This is a genomic window from Pseudomonas fluorescens (assembly GCF_019212185.1).
In the GTDB taxonomy this organism is placed as follows: domain Bacteria; phylum Pseudomonadota; class Gammaproteobacteria; order Pseudomonadales; family Pseudomonadaceae; genus Aquipseudomonas.
This window is the reverse complement of sequence record NZ_CP078138.1, coordinates 292,501-311,595: the sequence shown is the minus strand read 5'-3', so window position 1 is coordinate 311,595 and position 19,095 is coordinate 292,501. Positions and strand designations below refer to the sequence as shown.

The following is a 19,095-nucleotide window of genomic DNA, read 5'->3' as shown; positions in this document are numbered from 1 at the left end:
TGTGCCTGACCGTCACCCGACGCGAGCGTGTGTCCAGGCAAGGTCTTCGAAGAAATGCAAACTAGAGCAAAGAAACCAGAGGTGTCGTGCAGTATCAACGAGCACCGATGGACACCGTGGTCGGTGAGCATTGTTGAGTGTCAATTGGTCCTGTCGTTCGTTAGAGATCAGCCAGACCGACCTTCACCATCACCCTTCTAACCAGGCGGTTGAAGGTATGATTTGTACCGTCAAATTCAGCAACGGTTGGCACCGTCACCGTCAAACAGCCGGTGAGACTTCGGCAGAAATCTATACCGCGCCAGATCCAGGGCCGACGACCGAGGCAGCTCTACAAAGACAGAGCGGGTCCAGCTGAGCGACACCTTCGGTGAGCAAAGCTCTGCAAACGTTGAAGACCAGGTCTTCGAAGACCTGTCAACTGAGCTATTTAGAGCCAGGCGTCGGTGCAGATTCAATGGACTACCACCGGACACCGTGAACGTACAGCATCGCTTTGGCAATGGTTCACAGTGTTGCGAATAAACGCCAACCCAACCTGTCACCTGTCTAGCATAACCAGGCGTTGAAGGAGATGACGCTCACCGTCAATGTGTAGCAACGCGCGGCAAGACTCGTGTTACCGTTTAACAGCCGAGTGATACCAGCGCTGATCCTATTACCGCCACCAGTTTTCAGGCGTCGGACGTCTATCAAAGAACGGCGGCCCGCTGTGCGTTACTATCGACAGCGCAACCGTTGAGAGTGATCAGGTCTTCGAGAGACCTGCTGTTTGGAGTCAAAGGAACTACAGGTGTCGTACAGATTCAATGACACCACGACCACTGGTGTATACCGTCAGTCAGGATCCCGGATTTTTTAACGGCGACCGTATTCTGAAACGCCAACCCAACTTCACCAGTCACCGCTCAAACAGGCGTTGAATTGTCTCGATCTGACCGTCAAGATGATGCAACACGGTTGGCACACGTCACCGTCAAAGCCGGTGGGATACTTCGGCGTACCTTACAACGCGCACCGATCCATAGGTCGACGACTCGTCCTACAAAAGATCGGCGGTCCGCTTGTGAGCAGTCACCATCGACTGCGCAACCGTGAAGGACCAGGTCTTCGAAGACCTGCAAGCTGAGCAAACGTCAGCCAGGCGTTGGTGCAGATCAATCGACACACCGACTACCGTGACAGCTCAGCATCGACTTGAGCCTTGCAATGGGTCCTGTGTTGGCCGATACGCCCTCCAATGGCAATAGCTTTCAGGGCATCACACACCTCAAGACCAGGCGTTGAAAGGATGATATTGAACCTGTCAAACATCAGGCAACGGTGGTCACTCGTCACCGTTCAAGCCGGGTAGATACTGTAGCGCGATCTATACCGCGCCAAAGTCCAGGGCGACGACGTCTACAAAAGACGGCCGGTCCGCTGAGCTCGTCATGCCGATCTGACTGAAGCGATGTTAAGGACCAGGTCTTCGAAGACCTGCAACTGAGCATTCTGAGCCATGGCGTTGATATGTGGTGCCAGATCAAATGACGCACACCGACACCGTGACGGTGGAGCATCGCTGGTCAATGGTCTGTGTTCGAAACGCTCAATCCGACTTTTACCATCACCCTCAGAACCAGCGTTGTGTTGAAGGATGATCTGACCGTCAAGTTGAGGTCGGGCAGGCACCGTCACCGTTTAAATGCTTGGCGAAACTAGCGCCGATCTATACCGCCTCCCAGTTCAAGGCGAGACGTCTACAAAGAGGCGGCCGCTGAGCGTTACCATCGACAGCGCAGCATCCGTGAAGGATTATCAGGCCTTCGAAGATTATCTGCAACTGGGTAGCAATGAACAGGTGTAGTGTCAGATCAACGACACCACCGCGACACCGTCACTGTCACATCGTTTGGCAACGCGTCCAGTGTTCGAAACGCCAAACCCGACGTTTCATTGAGTGGGTTTTTTTCAGAAGTTAACCAGGGCGTTGAAGGATGACTCACCGTCATGTGACTCCAGGCAACGGCGCGGCTCCGCACCGTGTTTAAAGCCGGTGATACCGGCGCTCGCGATCTTACACCGCACCGATCGCCAAGGCCGACGAAGCCGTCTACAAAGACGGGCGGCCCGCTCTGAGCCTGACCTGTCACCGATGATTCTGTGCAAGGCAAGGTCTTCGAAGATCGCCTACAAATCTGAGCAAAGTACCAAGGCGTGGTGCAGATCAACGACACCACCGGACACCCGTGACAGGTCAGCATCGCTTGGCAATGGCGACGTATTCGCGAAAAACGCCATATTCAACCTTCACTGTCAGCATCACATGAGCTCTCGCAGACGACTTGACCATCAGTAGTTCTGTAGCAATGGGCGGTACTGGGTACGATCAAAGCGGTGGATACCTGCGGCGATCTTTACCGCACCGATCGCAAGCGACGACGTCTACAAAGAACGCGGCGGCCGCTTGTGTTGCCCTGACTATCACACGACGTCCCCACTGGTGTGAGTGGGGGGATCCAGGTCTTCGAAGACCTGCGCAACTGAGCAAAAGAAACGGGCGTGGTTTGCAGATCAACGAACACCGACACCGTCACCGTGTCAGCATCCGTCTGGCATGACGGGCTCTGTGTTCGGAAAAACGCCTAACCCAACTTCAATGTCGCATTCGAACAAGGAGCTTTGAATGGATGTACCTCACCGTTCTCAAACACAAGCAACGGCTCGGCACTTTTGTCCGTTGTACGTTAAAGCCGGTGATATCCAGCGCGATCTACTACCGCGCCAATCCAGGGCGACTCGACGTCTTGACGCACAAAGACGGCGGGTCCGTGCTGAGCGATCGACACTTCGACAGCGGCTATCCGTGAATGGATTCAGAGTCTTCGAAGATCTTGCAATCTATCTGAGCAAAGAAACCAGGCAGTGTGCAAAGAATCAAACGACACCACGGGAACCGATTGTCGTCGCATCTCCAGGTAACAGGATCCTCGTTGTTCGAATATACGCCAACCCGTCGTTCACTTGTCAGCCATCAAACAGAGCCTCTCGCCGAACGATTTGACCATCAAGCTGATGCAATGCTCGGTACGGTTTACCGTCAAAGCCGGTGCTCCCAGCGCGATCTACACCGCACCGATCCAAGGCGATGATGACGTCTACAAGACGGCGGGCTCCGCTGAGCGTCACCATCGACAGCGCAACGTTGAAAGGACCAGGTCTTCGAAGACTGCAACTGAGCATAGAACCGGGCGTGGTTGCAGATCAATGACACCACCGACCCACCGTGACGTCAGCATTCGCCGGTAACGGTCATGTATTCGAAACGCCAATCCAACTTCAGCATAACACTCAACCAGGCGTTGAAGGATGATTTGACCGTCAAATCAGCAACGGCGGCCCATCCGTCACCGTTTTAAAGCCGGTGATACCAGCGCGATCTACACCGCACCGATCCAAGGCGACGCGTCTACAAAGACGGCGGCCCGCTGACGCGTCATGCCGATTCGACTAGCGCATTCCGGTGAAGGATTCACGGCCTTCGGAAGATATCTGGCAACTGAGCTAAGAAATCCAGGTGTCGTGCAGATCAACGGGACACCACAGATAGCCGTCACCGTCAGCATCGGCTGGCGCAGGATGGTCCTGTGTTCGAAAACGCCACAATCTCACCTTCCTGTCAGCATCAACAGAGCTCTCGCCCGACGGGACTTGACCTTCAAGTCTGGCAATGGTTGGTACGGTACGCCGTCAAGCCTGGTGTATACCAGCGCCTGATCTTTACCGACGCCAGTCCAGGGAGACGACGTCTACGCGCAAAGGACGGCGGGTTCCGCTGAGCGTACCATCACCTGAAGCGACTGTTAAGGATCAGGTCTTCGAAGAACCTGCAGCTTGTGGCAAAGAACCGGGCGTGGTGCAGATCAACGACACCACAGATACCGTCACGTGAGCATCCAAATGGCAACAGGCGACGATTGTGTGCGAAAACGCGCCAACCAACCTTCTGTCGCACCCTCAACCAAGCGTTTGAAGGACGCGAGTTGACCGTCGCAAGTTGAGGCAACGGCGGTTACTGGTTTCCGTTAATATGCCTGTGTGAGACTTCGAGCTGGTCTAACACCGCGCCAGTCCAGGGCGGACGACGTCTTACAAGGACGGCGGTCTTGCCGCTGAGCTGTCTCCATCGACAGCGCAACCGTGAGGATCAGGTCTTTCGTAAGAACTCGTGCATTTGAGACAAAGAATCGCAGGTGTTCGTACCAGATATCAACGACACACCGACACCGCGTTGACCGGTCAGCATCGCTGGCATTTGCCTGTGTTCGGACACAAACGCGAATCACTTTCAACCATCACCCTCGAACCAGGCGTTATGAAGGTGATTTGACCGTCAAGTTGAGGCAACGGCGGTACGACAGTTACCGTCTAAAGGCCGGCGGTACTTGGCTGATTCTACACCGCGCCAATCCAGGCGGATGACGGTCTACAAAGATGGCGGCCCGCTGAGCCTGACCCGTCACCGGGATGCCTGTTCTGTGCCAGGCGAAGGTCTTCAAGACCTGCAGTACCTGAGTCAAAGAACCAGGCGTGGGTCTGTACAAAGTGCATGTGCAACGACACACCGACACCGTTGACGAACTGTTATGAGTGGAGCATCAAAGGTCAACGGCGGCGTATTCGCGAAAACGCCAATCCGACCTTTCACCCATCACCTCTACCAGGCGTTGAAGGATGATTCTGACCAGTCACAAGCTGAGCAACGGTGGCAGCCATGTCACCTGTCAAAGTGCCGGGTCGTACCAGCGCGATCTACACCGCTAAACCGATATCCAAGGCGTGATCTGGATGACGTCTACAAAGAATCGGCGGCCCGCTGAGCGCGTCACCATCACCGAAGCTGGGATGTTTAAGGATCAGGTCTCGTAAGCCTGCAAAATCTGTAGCTGAAAAGAACCGGGCCTTTGGGTGCGGTATCAACGGAGCACCACCGACTCAACCGTGACCATCAGGCATCGCTTGCGGCAATGGCTACTTGTGGTTCGAAATTACTCGAAGCCTCTTAATCCACCCTATTTACACATCTCTAATCACCTCAAACAACCAGGCGTTAGAAAGGATGATTTGACCGTCAAGTTTGATGACGCTGAGTTACGGCATTTCTTTACTAGGCACACGTCATCCGTTCAAAAGCCGATGTGATACTCGGCGATCTATACGCGCACCGATCAAGGGCGCATTGACGACGTCTACAAAGACGGCGGCACCCGGCTGGATCCTCTGGTGCCTGACACGTTTTACATAATTCACTGATTGGGCGCTCGCTGTGCCAGGCATGGTTCTTCGAATGACCTGCAGTTGAGCTCAAAGAACCAGGTGTCGTGCAGATCAACGACACTCCGACACCGTAAACCGTGAAGCATTCGCTATATTTGGCCATGGTCCAGTGTTCGAAAAGAGAAAGCGCCAACCCGACGGCTCCTTCCTTACCATGCAGACACCTCAACAGGCGTTGGAAGGATTGATTTTATGACCGATCTAAAGCTTTGTGTCAGCATACGGCGGCAAGTGCCGTCAACCGTTTAAAGCTGGCGATCCAGCGCGATCTCATTACCGCGCCTCTAGTCTATGGGCTCGACGACGTCTATTAACAAAGAAAGACGGACTCTCGTGCCGAATTAATCTTTGAGATGGTTACTAGTCACCGCAATGACGCTCACAACTTGTGAAGGGACCTCATTTGCGTACTTTTTCGCAGATATGTATCCCTGCTATTGAGCAAAGAACCAGGGGCGTTTGGTGTCATGATGTCAAATGTTTTCTCACCGCACCGACACTGTGACCGTCAGCATCGCCTGGTTTAACGCTCGGCGAGCTACGTATTGTCGTGAAAATACGAGCACCCGGACGTTTTTCACCTCGTCAAGCCATCAGAATAGTCCAGGTGTTGTGGTGAAGGATGACTCCTGGTCGTCAGAGAATTCTGGAGCGCTGTCTGGTTCAACTGGCAGCTGCTTCCATGTCCTCAACTGGCCGCGCTCCAGACCTAGCGCGATCTATCAGACGCCACCAAATTTCTAGTGGCACGAGAGTGACGATCTTACAAAAGATGGCGGCTCACGGGTGCCTGACCCGTCTCCGACAGGCGCTTAGAGCTGTTAATGTCCAGGCAAGGTCTTCGAAGACCTGCAATCTGGTGCAAAGAGCCAGGCGTGGGGAAGGTATCATACGACACTCACAGATTACCGTCACCGTGAGCATCAAATGGCTAACTGGCGGTTCGTATTCGAAAACGTCCACCCAAGACTTCACCATTCACCGCACTTCTCAACAGACATGCGATTTGAAGGCGTGGTGCAGATCAACGACACCACAGATACCGTCACCGTGAGCATCAAAGGCAACGGCGACGTATTCGAAAACGCCAACCCAACCTTCACCATCACCCTCAACCAAGCGTTGAAGGACGATCTGACCGTCAAACTCAGCAACGGCGGCACCGTCACCGTTAAAGCCGGTGATACCAGCGCGATCTACACCGCGCCAATCCAGGGCGATGACGTCTACAAAGACGGCGGTCCGCTGAGCGTCACCATCGACAGCGCAACCGTGAAGGATCAGGTCTTCGAAGACCTGCAACTGAGCAAAGTGCCAGGCGTGGTGCAGATCAACGACACCACCGACACCGTGACAGTCAGCATCGCCGGCAACGGCCCTGTGTTCGAAAACGCCAACCCGACCTTCACCGTCAGCATCAACCAAGTGTTGAAGGATGATCTGGTCGTCAGGCTGAGCGGCGACGCCAGCGTCACCATCAAGGCCGGCCAGACTTCGGCGATCTACACCGCCCCGATCCAGGGCGAAGATGTCTACCTGGACGGCGGTCCGCTGAGTGTGTCCATCACCGGCGCCAGCGTTCCGGGCAAGGTCTTCGAAGACCTGCAACTGAGCAAAGTGCCGGGTGTGGTGCAGATCAACGACACCACCAGCGATGTCGTAGCCAACCTGAGCGTGGACAAAACCTCCGTCGCCGAAGGTGGGCAGGTCACCTATACCGTGACCCTGACCAACACCAATGGCCTGGAACTGAAGAACCACGGAGGCCTGACCTTCAAGCTCAGCGACGGTAACTTCATTAACGTGCCAGCAGGTTCTGCCAGCGGTAGCTACACCGCAACGACCAAGGACAACGTTTACACCAACCAGCCGGTGAGCGTGGTCAATAAAATCGAAGAGGTGACTGGCACTCACAACTACGAAAACCTGGTGTTGAACAAAACGCCAATCACCGTCACCGTCAGCGACGAACCGGCGGGAGAAGCCGACCAGACCGTCCTGAGCATCAGCGGTGACAAGTCGGTCGTTGAGGGCCAAAACGCGCACTACACGCTGAACCTGACGAACAAGTCGCAAACTGAGGTGACGGTTAACCTCAAGTACAGCGGCACCGCGGCCAATGGCAGCGATTACCAAGGTGTGCTCCAGGTCAAGATTCCGGCCGGCGCCAGCAGCGTCAACTTCGACATCAGGACCATCGCTGACCATGTGGTCGAAGGCACCGAAAACTTCAAGGTCACCATTGATTCGTTCAGTGGCGGCGGCTTTGAAAAGCTGGTGGTGGGCGAAGATAGCGTCAAAACCGACATCCTCGATATCGACCACGCGCCGATGGCCACTGGCGGTGCGGTCACCGGCGTCGAAGACACGACCCTGACCCTGAACTGGGGCAATTTCAATGTCAGCGACGTCGATGGCGATACCCCGCTGGGTGTCACCATTACAGGACTGCCGGCCAATGGCAGCCTGTTGTTCAACGGTGTCGCAGTCACCGCAGGCCAGACCATCAGCCAGGCTGATATTCAGGCCGGCAAGCTGACGTTCAAGCCTGCCCTCAACGAATCGGGTGTCGACGGTTACGGCGGCAACGGTGTGGGCAACCAGAACGCGGACTATGCGCAGATCAAGTTCAAGCCAACAGACAGCTTCAACCTGGGCAGCGAAGCGACCCTGAAAGTCGACATCACCCCGCAAGCCGATGCGCCGACCCTGAGCATCGCCGGTACCAACGTCAACTCGACAGGCCTGATCAAGGAGACCTGGACCGGCCTCACCGCCCTCAACACCGGGTACAACGGTGCGGGCAGCGGTGCGCCGACCAATACCCTGAAATCGGTGATCGACGCGGCGGGTACCGCCAACAGCAAAACCACCGTGAGCGATGTGCAGGAAAGCAGCGTGACAGCGGGTATCGCCTCGAAAACCTCGGGCCTGATCTACCTCGAGGCCGGCAAGGTCTACACCTTCACCGGCAGCGCCGACGACAGCCTGCTGATCACCATTGGCGGGCAAAACGTGGCCAGCGCCCTGTGGGGTGCCGGCGGCTCGATCAGCGGTTCGTACACGCCGACCACCAGCGGCTACTACACCCTGGACATCTACCACCACAACCAGAGCGGCCCGGGCAGCTATGACGTCAACCTCAAAGTCGACAACGGTCCGACGCTTAACCTGAACAATGCCGGCGTGCCGATCTACACCGGGGTCAACGACCTGATCAACGCCGGCGTGACAGTCTCCGACCTGCATGGCAACAATGGCGAGGGATATTACGACGGCTATAAGCTCAACACCGGGCCGGAAGGCGGCAGCATCAAACTGTCGGCGATCACCACCGAACTGACCGACCGTGACGGCTCGGAAAGTCTGAGCGTGAAGATCGGCGGGATTCCGGCTGGCTCCGTGCTCAGCGATGGCGCGGGTCACACCTTCACCGCTACCGCAAGCAATGGCGAGGCGAATGTCACTGGCTGGAGTCTCGGCTCGCTGACCATCACCCCGCCGCCGTACCTCAGCACCTCGTTCAACCTGACGGTGACGTCGACTTCGACCGAATCGCTGGGCGGCTCGGCGCCGACCTCGGCGACGCTGCCGGTGACCATCTTCCCGGCGACGTACAACCCAATGGTGGGTACGACCAAAGACGACAATATTACGGGCACCGACAGCAACGACATCATCGTTGCCGACGTCGCTGGCCTGAACGTGGTTCAGGGCAAGAACTACAATATTGCATTCATGGTCGACACCTCCGGCAGTATGGATAGCTCGATCTCGGCAGCGAAAAACTCGCTGATCCAGATGTTCAGCGCGCTCAAAGCCAGCCTTGGGGCGAACACGTCGGGGACGGTCAACATCTTCCTGGCGACCTTCGATGACACGGTGAACACCACTGTCACCGTCAACCTGAATGATTCCGGCGCGCTGGATCAACTGCAGGCGGTCGTCAGATCGATGGCGTCCGGTGGCGCCACCAACTACGAGGACGTGTTCAAAACCACGGCCAACTTCTTCCAGAGCACGGTTGCCAAGGGCAATACCGGCGCCACCAACCTCACCTACTTCATCACTGACGGTAAGCCGACCTATTACCAGGGTAACGAGTCGACCAACCCGATCGTGGTGGATTACAAGAACTCCAAAGCCGTTGACGGCAGACTGGATGACTACCTCAACGTCAATAACTACAAGTTGGGCGATACCGCTTACATCACCCTGGGCGGCATTAGCCGTCAGTTGATTACCAGCAGCGGCAGGGTCAACAAGTGGGTCGAGGACTCGAACGGTAATTGGGAAAAAGACGGCACCATCGGCACCATTCGCGCGCAGGGTGACGGCACCTATGAAATTTCCTCCACCTATGGCGGAGGCAGCTACACCGACGACAGTACAGCCTCTAACGCCAGCAGCAGCTTCCTGTTGCTCAGCAAACTGTCATCGGTCGAAGCGATCGGCCTGAACGGTGCCATCAAGACTTCCGACCTGAGTCCGTTCGACACCGATGGCAAGCCGCAAACCAACATCGATCCGAGCAATCTGGCCAATGCCATCCTCGGTCACACCGAGGCGACCTTGCCGGGTGCCGACACGGTCAATGCCGGCGATGGCAACGACATCATCTTCGGTGACCTGGTGAGCTTCAACGGCATTGCCGGCGAGGGTTACCAGGCGATGCAGGCGTTCGTTGCCCAGGAAACCAAGGTCGATATCAGCAAAGTCACCGCCAGCACCGTGCACCAGTACATCACCGAACACTACAACACGTTCGATGTGTCCGGCTCGCACGACGGCATCGACAACCTGCTGGGCGGTGCCGGTAACGACATCATCTTCGGCCAGGGCGGCAACGACTACATCGACGGTGGCAAGGGCAATGACATCCTGCTCGGCGGCACCGGCACCGACACCCTGATCGGCGGCACAGGCAATGACATTCTGATCGGCGGTTCGGGTGCCGATACCTTTGTCTGGCGTCAAGGTGATACCGGCAACGACGTGATCAAGGACTTCAAAGCCAGCGAGGGCGATCGCATTGACCTGCGTGATCTGCTGCAGGGCGAGTCGGCGAGCACCATCGACAACTTCCTGAAGATCACCACGGTTGAAGGGGTGTCGACGTTGCAGGTCAGTTCCGAAGGTAAGCTCAATGCCGCTGGCGGCATTGCCAACGCCGACGTGACGATCAAACTGGAAGGTAACAACTGGTCGGGTCAGAGTGTCAATTCACTGGTGGTCGGTCTCGATCCAACCATCAAGATTGACCATAACAACAGTTGATCAGGCCCGTGGAGACCGCTCGCAAGGGCGGTCTCCAGGTGTTTGAGTGACGATTGCCGCGAAGCACCGCATACTCGCCTGCGTTGGCCTATGCTGCCAACGGCGCGACGCTGGTTCATTCATGAGGGATTCTCGATGTTCTACGTGCAACGTGATGCACAGGGCTCGCTGGTGCGCGTGGAGGCGGCGCCTTACGCCGAGGCGACGGAAACACTGCCCGCCAACCACCACGATATCCAGACCTGGTTCAGCAACGAAGTAGTGGAAACCAGTCTCAAGCAACTCAAGCAGAGTGACCTGGAGATGATCCGGGTACTCGACGACCTGATTCAGGTGCTGACCAGCAAAGGGGTGATTCGCGTCACCGACCTGCCGCCGGCGGCACAGGCCAAGTTGATGGACCGCACCCAGGCGCGTGAAGCTCTGGGCGGCTTGAGCCATCTGATCAATGAAGACGAAAAAGGTCTGATCTGACGCCTGGTGCGCCCTCGCTCTATGAGGGGGCGCCCTGCGTCACGTTCACTGCCAGGGTTTCGGCTCGCCGAATAGTTGCCCCTGCACGCCAAACAGCCCCATCTCGCGAATCACCTGCAGCTCACCTGCGGTCTCGACGCGCTCGGCAATCAGCGGCAAGTCGATGCTGTGGGCGGCGCGCTGGATGGCTTCGATGAACAGGCGCTTGTCACTTTCCTGATCAATGGCGCGGATGTAACTGCCATCGATTTTCAGGTACGCCAAACCGAGCCGCGAAAGGTTGCCGATCATGCTGAAACGCCCGCCAAAGCGCTGCAGACTGAGGGAGAAGCCCAGCTCCCGCAGACGCTGGGTCAACTGTTCGAGCACCGCTTGATCGGGTAATTGCTCCTCGCCGATTTCCAGGGTCAGGCGCGATCCCAGGTCCGAATGCTGACGCAACATCTCGAACACCTTGTTCAGCGCCTGCGGATCCGCCAGGGTCGCCGCCGACAGGTTCAACGCCAGCGACTCGCTATGCCCGGCCATTTGCTGCAACACCCCTGCGAGCATCAGGCGATCGAGGCGCGCGGTCCAGCCAAAGCGCTCCAGCCATGGCAGGAAACGTCCTGCTGGAATGGTCTGGCCCTGCTCATCGAGCAGTCGCGACAACACTTTGTAATGCAGTACCAACTGCGGATCCTGGCTGGCGACCACAGGCTGGAAGTACAGCTGGAAGCGCTGATGATTGAGCGCCTGGTCAAGCAGCCTGTGCCAGGTATGGTGGTCATCCGCGACCGTCGCCGCCGCTTGGTGATCCAGGCAGGCCCAGTTCGACTCACCCTCGCCTTCCGCTTGTGACAGGGCCTGGTCGGCAAGGGTCAAGACCGCTTGCGGGGTATCGCCATGGGCGAACGGCGCGAGGCCGATTGCCGCCACCGATGCCACATCCGTTGCGCCGGTGGCGTGCAGGCTGGCCAAGGCACTGTCCAGACCCTGCGCCAGTTGCAGGGCTTCTTCGCGGACGAGGCCCGGCGCCAACACGGCGAACTCGCCACCGCGGATGCGCGTAATCAGGTTCTGGGTTTCCGGGTATTTGGCACAGGTGCGCGTCAGTTGTTCACCGACCGCCTGCAGCAACTGGTCAGTGCGCTGCCCGCCCAAGCGCTGATTGAGCCCAGCCAGGTCCTTGACCCGCAGCAGCAGCAAATAGCCTGAACTGGCCTGCTCGGCATTGCTTACGCGGGCATTGAGCTGCATCTCGAAATAACGCCGGTTGGCCAGCCCCGTGAGGTTGTCCTGGTAGGATTCGGCACGCAGTTTTTCGCTGCGCTCGGCCTGTTCCTGGAACAACGCCTTGAGCTTTTCCACCATCTGATTCATCGCCTGCACCACCCGTCGCAGCTCGGGGGTGCGCGGCAGCTCGGGCAGGCTGAGGAACTCGCGCCGGGCAATGGCGTGCGACTGCTTGACCATGTAGTCCAGCGGCTTGAGCTGGCGGCGCAACAACAACGCCCCCAACACCGCACTGACCGCCCCACACAGCAGCAACCAGCCCAGGCTACCCAAGGCGCTCTGCCAAAGCTTGGCCACGGCGAACATCGGATGGCTGACCACCTCGACCCTGGCCGCCTGCTCCCAGCCACGACTGACCAAGGCATCGCCACCCGCCGGCTCCAGGCCTATCAGGCGCACGAACCACTGTGGCACCGTGCTGACGTCAGGCGCCCCGCTGCGCTCGACGATGGCCGTGTCGGTCTTGAGGTCCACCACTCGGATGCTCGCGTAATAACCGCTGTCGAAGATCGAGCTGACCAACAGCTCAACCATCGCCGGGTCGTCGATGTTCGGCGTCAGTGACAACGCCAGGGCCGTGGCCGCATCCTGGGCGTGCGAACGAAGTTGATTGACGTACTGGGTCCGCGAGCTTTCCAGGCTGACCATGAAGCTGCCGGTAAAGGCCACCACCAGAAACAGGCAGATAGCGATCAACAACTGTTTGAACAAAGACATCCGCGTGCATGCTCCTAGTGAGTCGTCTCGGCCGGAAATCCTTCGGCCTGCATTTTCTTCAACACATCCTGCCAACGGGACAGGCGCTTGGTGTCGCCAACCTTTTGGTTACCCTTGCCTGACAGCCATAGCCCTTCGGCATTGAAGGAGTAGACCGGCAGCAGGTCGGTACGCTGACTGGCGGGCAAAATCGTGTCGACCAGGCTGTCGAGTACCAACGGCATGGCGTCGGGACTGGCGTAATAAGTCAGGACCATGTGCGCACGGTTCTGGCGCAGGGCCTTGACGTAGGTAATACGCAACTTGTCACTGGATACCCCTAGGTGACGCAGGCTGAAGTACTTGGCAATGGCATAGTCCTCGCAGTCGCCGGCGCCCTTCCACAACCCTTCAATCGGTGTTTCCCAGTAATCCACCTGACGCCACAGGTCGATATCCTCCACATAACGCATCTGCTTGTTGAAGAACAGGTTCACGACCTTGAGCTGCTCCAGCTCCGGTGTTTGCTTTTGGGTGGCCAGTAGATGCTGCCAGGCGTCGATCCGCTGCTTGCCGTCCCCCAATGGACCATATAACGCTTCAGCGCGCCGACTGATCAGCGAGAAGTCCCAGTCGGCCTGCAAGGCACCCAGCATGACGATGCCAATCAGCAGTGCCGAGCACAGCCAACGCAAGGTCCGAGGGAAAGCAAAACGTGCCAGCAATGCAGTGATTCCGAAGGGCGACGGACAATCGATGGATGGTGCAGCCTGGACTGGCAAAAGACAATGGCACACTGCAATCAGCCCCCCCGCGAGCTAAACTTATCAGGCGTTCACAGAGTAAACGCGAGGTGTTTATTCACAGTAGGAGTGAGCCGCATAAATCGTCCGGGAAAGGCGCTGTCGCAGCCGTTTGACAAGCCATTATCCAGCCACTAGTGTGCATTGGATCCAATTTATTGCCGTCGGAGACCGCTGTCGTGGCGCAAAAGCCCAACCCTCTCAGTAGCATTACGGTCAGCGGCCCCATCCCCGCGCATTTGGCGCGCGCGGTAATTGAAGAAACATTGCGCTCGGCCATTCTCGATGGTCGCCTGCCCTGCGGTATGGCCCTGCGCCAACAAGACCTGGCAGACCTGTTTGGCGTCAGTCGCATGCCGGTGCGCGAAGCCTTGCGCCAACTGGAAGCGCAATCATTGCTGCATGTGGTTGCCCACAAAGGCGCGGTAGTGGCACCGCTGGTCGAAGGGGATGCCGCCGAGACCTATGCACTGCGCATCCTGCTGGAGTGCGAGGCGTTGCGACTGTCGATCCCATTGCTCGATGAAGAGGATTTCGCTGAAGCCGCCAGGCACATCGACTGCCTGGACAAGGAGACGGACTATGCCGAAATCGGTCGCCTCAATCGTCTATTTCATATGGCCCTGTATCGCAAAGCGCCCAATCGCAGGCTGTTGAGCCTGATCGAAACAGGACTGTGGGAGGAAGAACGCTTCCTGCGTTTCAACCTTGGCGCCATGGGCCTGGGCAAACTCACTCAGGACGATCACCGCGAGCTGCTGCGCATCGCACAAGCCCGTGACATCGACTTGTGCGTCGCGAAGCTGACACATCACCTGAACCGTGCTGTTGAGGTCATCACACGCTACCTCAACAGCCTTGAGCCGGCAGGACAGAAATCCGTCAAATCTTGAAGCTGTCCACCAACTGCTTCAGGCGCCCGGCCTGCAGAGACAGTGCGTCGCAATCCTTGAGGGTTTCGTTGAGATTGGCCACCCCTTGCTGGTTCAGCAGGTTGATCTGATTGATGTCGACGTTGAGGGTTTCGACCACGGCGGTTTGCTCTTCGGTCGCGGCGGCAACCGACTGGTTCATGCCGTCGATCTCAGTGATGCGCTGAGTGACGCTGACCAGCCGCTCACCTGCCTGATTCGCCACTTCGACGCTTTGCTCGCTGGAAGCCTGGCTGGCATTCATGGTCGACACCGCTTCGCGCGAACCCACCTGCAGCGAGGTAATCATCTTGTGGATTTCCTCCGCCGACTCCTGGGTGCGATGGGCGAGGTTACGTACCTCGTCTGCCACCACGGCAAAGCCACGCCCGGCCTCCCCGGCTCGTGCCGCCTCAATCGCTGCGTTGAGGGCCAGCAGGTTGGTCTGCTGGGAGATGCCCTTGATCACGTCGAGGATATGCCCGATGTTGTCGGTGCTGGCGTTGAGGGTCTCGATCTGCGTGCAAGACAGGCTGATCTTCTGCGACAACTCGGTCATCGCCCGTATGGTCTGCTCCACCACCTGCCGCCCATCATCTGCCTGATCGCTGGCACCGCTGGCGTGTTGCGAGGCATCGGCGGCGTTACGGGCGATTTCCTGGGTGGCAGCGCCCAGCTCATTGATAGCCGCGGCGACACTGTTGGTCCGCGCGCTTTGCTCATCAGAGCCGACCAGCGAGGCGTTAGACGATGCCATCACCCGTTGTGACAGATCATGCACCTGCCGCGTGGCGGATGAGACTTCACTGATCGAGGCGTGAATACGCTCTACGAACTGGTTGAAAGCACCGCCTAACTCACCGAACTCGTCTTTGCTTTGCACCGCAAGGCGCCGGGTCAGATCGCCCTCACCCTGAGCAATATCCTGCATGGCGCGGCCCATGGTGGTCAGCGGCCGCATAAGTACCTGAATCAACAGGCTGAGCAGCACGGCAATCGCGCTCACGGCGACAAACATGGCAATCAATGCTGAGGTACGGAATTGTCCTAACGCAGCGTAGGCCTTGTCCCGATCGATCGACAGGCCGATGTACCACTTCGCATTGGGCAAGCCGTTGACCGGGGTAAAGGACAGAATCCGCTCTTGCTGATTGAGTCGCACGTCCTGAGTGCCCTGGCCGATCTGCACATTGGCACCCGGGTAAATGTCCTTAAGATTTTTCATCACTTGGGCTTTATCCGGGCTGACGATCACCTGGCCGTCTGCACTGACCAAAAATGCATGGCCGATGCCGCCAAAATCTACCGCATTGATGATGTTGACCAGGGTCTCCAGACTCAAATCACCACCCACCACGCCGAGCAATTCGCCGTGTTTTTTCACTGGCATGGCGATGGTCACTACCAACCCGCCTACAGCCGCCATGTAAGGTGGGGTGAGCATGGTGCGATCGGCAGCGACGGCCTGCTTGTACCAGGGACGCTGGCGAGGATCGTAGCCATCAGGCATTTTTGCGTCGGGGCGCTGGGTGAATGCACCGTTGACCTGACCCACGTAAGTGAACTGAAAGTTCGAGGTGAAGGCGGATTGGTCGACCAGCCCTGGCAGATCAGCACTGGCGCCCTGGTGAGCGACGTTCTGCGCCAGGCTTTCGAGTACCAGAATGCGCCCGCTGAGCCAGTTCTGCACGCTACTGGCGGTCAGTGCGCCCGCCTGCTGGACCGAGGAATCCAGGTTCTGCTGGATGGTCTTGCGCTGCAGGTAATCGTTGTACAAGGTGAACAAGGCAAATGCCAAGACCACTACGCCTGAAGCGGCCAGGAGGATTTTATGGCTGAACTTGAGATTCATGTCAGGGGACTTCTCATGCAAAGAGTAGGGATGCGTTCCGAATGAGCTCATAGGCCGCTCTGGGGCTGCTCTACTTTGGTGCGCGCATGTCTCCCACAGTCTTTCGGCACCAACCCGGGAAAACTTAGGCTTTTGTGTTGGGATCTATGCAATCTTTGAAAACCCCTTGGATCGCTGCGCTAGAGCGCTCGACAGGGTTCTTCTTGGAGGGTGGGGAAATTTTCGGCCTTGAAACGACAAAACCCCTGTCTGCAATGCAGACAGGGGTTTCGGAATTCAATCTTGACGATGACCTACTCTCACATGGGGAAACCCCACACTACCATCGGCGATGCATCGTTTCACTGCTGAGTTCGGGATGGGATCAGGTGGTTCCAATGCTCTATGGTCGTCAAGAAATTCTGTGACTGATCCGTTGTGAAACAACGTGCCAGTAAAATTGGTGACTTCTACTAAAACAAAACCCCTACCTGCATTCGCAGATAGGGGTTTCGGAATTTAATCTTGACGATGACCTACTCTCACATGGGGAAACCCCACACTACCATCGGCGATGCATCGTTTCACTGCTGAGTTCGGGATGGGATCAGGTGGTTCCAATGCTCTATGGTCGTCAAGAAATTCGGGTACCGAACCGTCTTTCGACGTTTCAGCAAATCGGGTATGTGATCAATTTGTGTACTGCAAACTTTCGGTGTCTTCGTCTTCATACACCGCAATCTGATGCTCTTTCGAGTAGTCAAATTGCTTGGGTGTTATATGGTCAAGCCTCACGGGCAATTAGTATTGGTTAGCTCAACGCCTCACAGCGCTTACACACCCAACCTATCAACGTCGTAGTCTTCGACGGCCCTTCAGGGAACTCAAGGTTCCAGTGAGATCTCATCTTGAGGCTAGTTTCCCGCTTAGATGCTTTCAGCGGTTATCTATTCCGAACATAGCTACCCGGCAATGCCACTGGCGTGACAACCGGAACACCAGAGGTTCGTCCACTCCGGTCCTCTCGTACTAGGAGCAGCCCCTCTCAAATCTCAAACGTCCACGGCAGATAGGGACCGAACTGTCTCACGACGTTCTAAACCCAGCTCGCGTACCACTTTAAATGGCGAACAGCCATACCCTTGGGACCGGCTTCAGCCCCAGGATGTGATGAGCCGACATCGAGGTGCCAAACACCGCCGTCGATATGAACTCTTGGGCGGTATCAGCCTGTTATCCCCGGAGTACCTTTTATCCGTTGAGCGATGGCCCTTCCATACAGAACCACCGGATCACTAAGACCTACTTTCGTACCTGCTCGACGTGTCTGTCTCGCAGTCAAGCGCGCTTTTGCCTTTATACTCTACGACCGATTTCCGACCGGTCTGAGCGCACCTTCGTACTCCTCCGTTACTCTTTAGGAGGAGACCGCCCCAGTCAAACTACCCACCATACACTGTCCTCGATCCGGATAACGGACCTGAGTTAGAACCTCAAAGTTGCCAGGGTGGTATTTCAAGGATGGCTCCACGCAGACTGGCGTCCACGCTTCAAAGCCTCCCACCTATCCTACACAAGCAAATTCAAAGTCCAGTGCAAAGCTATAGTAAAGGTTCACGGGGTCTTTCCGTCTAGCCGCGGATACACTGCATCTTCACAGCGATTTCAATTTCACTGAGTCTCGGGTGGAGACAGCGCCGCCATCGTTACGCCATTCGTGCAGGTCGGAACTTACCCGACAAGGAATTTCGCTACCTTAGGACCGTTATAGTTACGGCCGCCGTTTACCGGGGCTTCGATCAAGAGCTTCGCGTTAGCTAACCCCATCAATTAACCTTCCGGCACCGGGCAGGCGTCACACCCTATACGTCCACTTTCGTGTTTGCAGAGTGCTGTGTTTTTAATAAACAGTCGCAGCGGCCTGGTATCTTCGACCGGCGTGGGCTTACGTAGCAAGTACTTCACCCTCACCGGCGCACCTTCTCCCGAAGTTACGGTGCCATTTTGCCTAGTTCCTTCACCCGAGTTCTCTCAAGCGCCTTGGTATTCTCTACCCAACCACCTGTGTCGGTTTGGGGTACGGTTCCTGGTTACCTGAAGCTTAGAAGCTTTTCTTGGAAGCATGGCATCAACCACTTCGTCGTCTAAAGACAACTCGTCATCAGCTCTCGGCCTTAGAATCCCGGATTTACCTAAGATTCCAGCCTACCACCTTAAACTTGGACAACCAACGCCAAGCTGGCCTAGCCTTCTCCGTCCCTCCATCGCAATAACCAGAAGTACAGGAATATTAACCTGTTTTCCATCGACTACGCTTTTCAGCCTCGCCTTAGGGACCGACTAACCCTGCGTCGATTAACGTTGCGCAGGAAACCTTGGTCTTTCGGCGTGGGTGTTTTTCACACCCATTGTCGTTACTCATGTCAGCATTCGCACTTCTGATACCTCCAGCAAGCTTCTCAACTCACCTTCACAGGCTTACAGAACGCTCCTCTACCGCATCATCCTA

The 19,095-nt window shown here is 56.8% G+C and carries 6 protein-coding genes, 3 rRNA genes and 2 pseudogenes (1 of these 11 only partly in view); 4 read left to right on the top strand and 7 right to left on the bottom strand.

From position 1 onward, the window contains the following. The first annotated feature begins 2,672 nt into the window (after positions 1-2,672). The 3 genes and pseudogenes from KW062_RS01430 to KW062_RS01420 all read left to right on the top strand — a co-directional run bounded on the left by KW062_RS01430 (position 2,673) and on the right by KW062_RS01420 (position 11,070). On the top strand, positions 2,673-2,852 hold the full coding sequence (locus KW062_RS01430) for a hypothetical protein (RefSeq protein ID WP_218424815.1): 180 nt from the start codon (positions 2,673-2,675) through the stop codon (positions 2,850-2,852). Between the two features lie 3,490 nt (positions 2,853-6,342). Next, a pseudogene (locus KW062_RS01425) lies at positions 6,343-10,596 on the top strand (immunoglobulin-like domain-containing protein); the annotation flags it as partial. A gap of 135 nt (positions 10,597-10,731) precedes the next feature. Next, entirely contained in the window at positions 10,732-11,070 is a 339-nt protein-coding gene (locus KW062_RS01420) for a hypothetical protein (RefSeq protein WP_027619450.1), read from the top strand. Between the two features lie 45 nt (positions 11,071-11,115). Here KW062_RS01420 and lapD read toward each other — a convergent pair whose 3' ends face one another. Further along, a complete protein-coding gene (lapD, locus tag KW062_RS01415) occupies positions 11,116-13,062 on the bottom strand; it encodes a cyclic di-GMP receptor LapD (RefSeq protein ID WP_105756062.1) in 1,947 nt (648 codons plus the stop codon). A gap of 14 nt (positions 13,063-13,076) precedes the next feature. Continuing rightward, complete coding sequence (gene lapG / locus KW062_RS01410) at positions 13,077-13,766, bottom strand: cysteine protease LapG (RefSeq protein WP_027619452.1); 690 nt, start codon at positions 13,764-13,766, stop codon at positions 13,077-13,079. 257 nt (positions 13,767-14,023) lie between these two features. On the opposite strand from lapG, the gene KW062_RS01405 reads away from it, so the two are divergent. Further along, a complete protein-coding gene (locus tag KW062_RS01405; protein ID WP_105756064.1) occupies positions 14,024-14,737 on the top strand; it encodes a GntR family transcriptional regulator in 714 nt (237 codons plus the stop codon). On the opposite strand, the gene KW062_RS29150 is transcribed toward KW062_RS01405, so the two are convergent. From KW062_RS29150 to KW062_RS01385, 5 genes and pseudogenes are all read right to left on the bottom strand, one after another. Further along, complete coding sequence (locus KW062_RS29150) at positions 14,727-15,512, bottom strand: methyl-accepting chemotaxis protein (protein ID WP_371321437.1); 786 nt, start codon at positions 15,510-15,512, stop codon at positions 14,727-14,729. The genes KW062_RS01405 and KW062_RS29150 overlap by 11 nt on opposite strands. A 69-nt stretch (positions 15,513-15,581) precedes the next feature. Further along, positions 15,582-16,607 (bottom strand): annotated as a pseudogene (locus KW062_RS29145) (HAMP domain-containing protein); the annotation flags it as partial. Positions 16,608-16,887: 280 nt separating this feature from the next. Beyond that, positions 16,888-17,003, bottom strand: a 5S ribosomal RNA gene (rrf, locus tag KW062_RS01395). A 106-nt stretch (positions 17,004-17,109) separates the two neighbouring features. Continuing rightward, positions 17,110-17,225, bottom strand: a 5S ribosomal RNA gene (gene rrf, locus KW062_RS01390). 141 nt (positions 17,226-17,366) lie between these two features. Further along, positions 17,367-19,095 (bottom strand): 23S ribosomal RNA (locus KW062_RS01385) (it continues 1,164 nt past the right edge of the window).

What these genes read in the sequence shown, in the direction of transcription:
- KW062_RS29150 (WP_371321437.1), bottom strand. Translation starts at nt 15,512, where the DNA reads ATGGCATCGTCTAACGCCTCGCTGGTCGGCTCTGATGAGCAAAGCGCG.
- KW062_RS01420 (WP_027619450.1), top strand. Translation starts at nt 10,732, where the DNA reads ATGTTCTACGTGCAACGTGATGCACAGGGCTCGCTGGTGCGCGTGGAG.
- lapD (WP_105756062.1), bottom strand. Translation starts at nt 13,062, where the DNA reads ATGTCTTTGTTCAAACAGTTGTTGATCGCTATCTGCCTGTTTCTGGTG.
- KW062_RS01430 (WP_218424815.1), top strand. Translation starts at nt 2,673, where the DNA reads ATGTACCTCACCGTTCTCAAACACAAGCAACGGCTCGGCACTTTTGTC.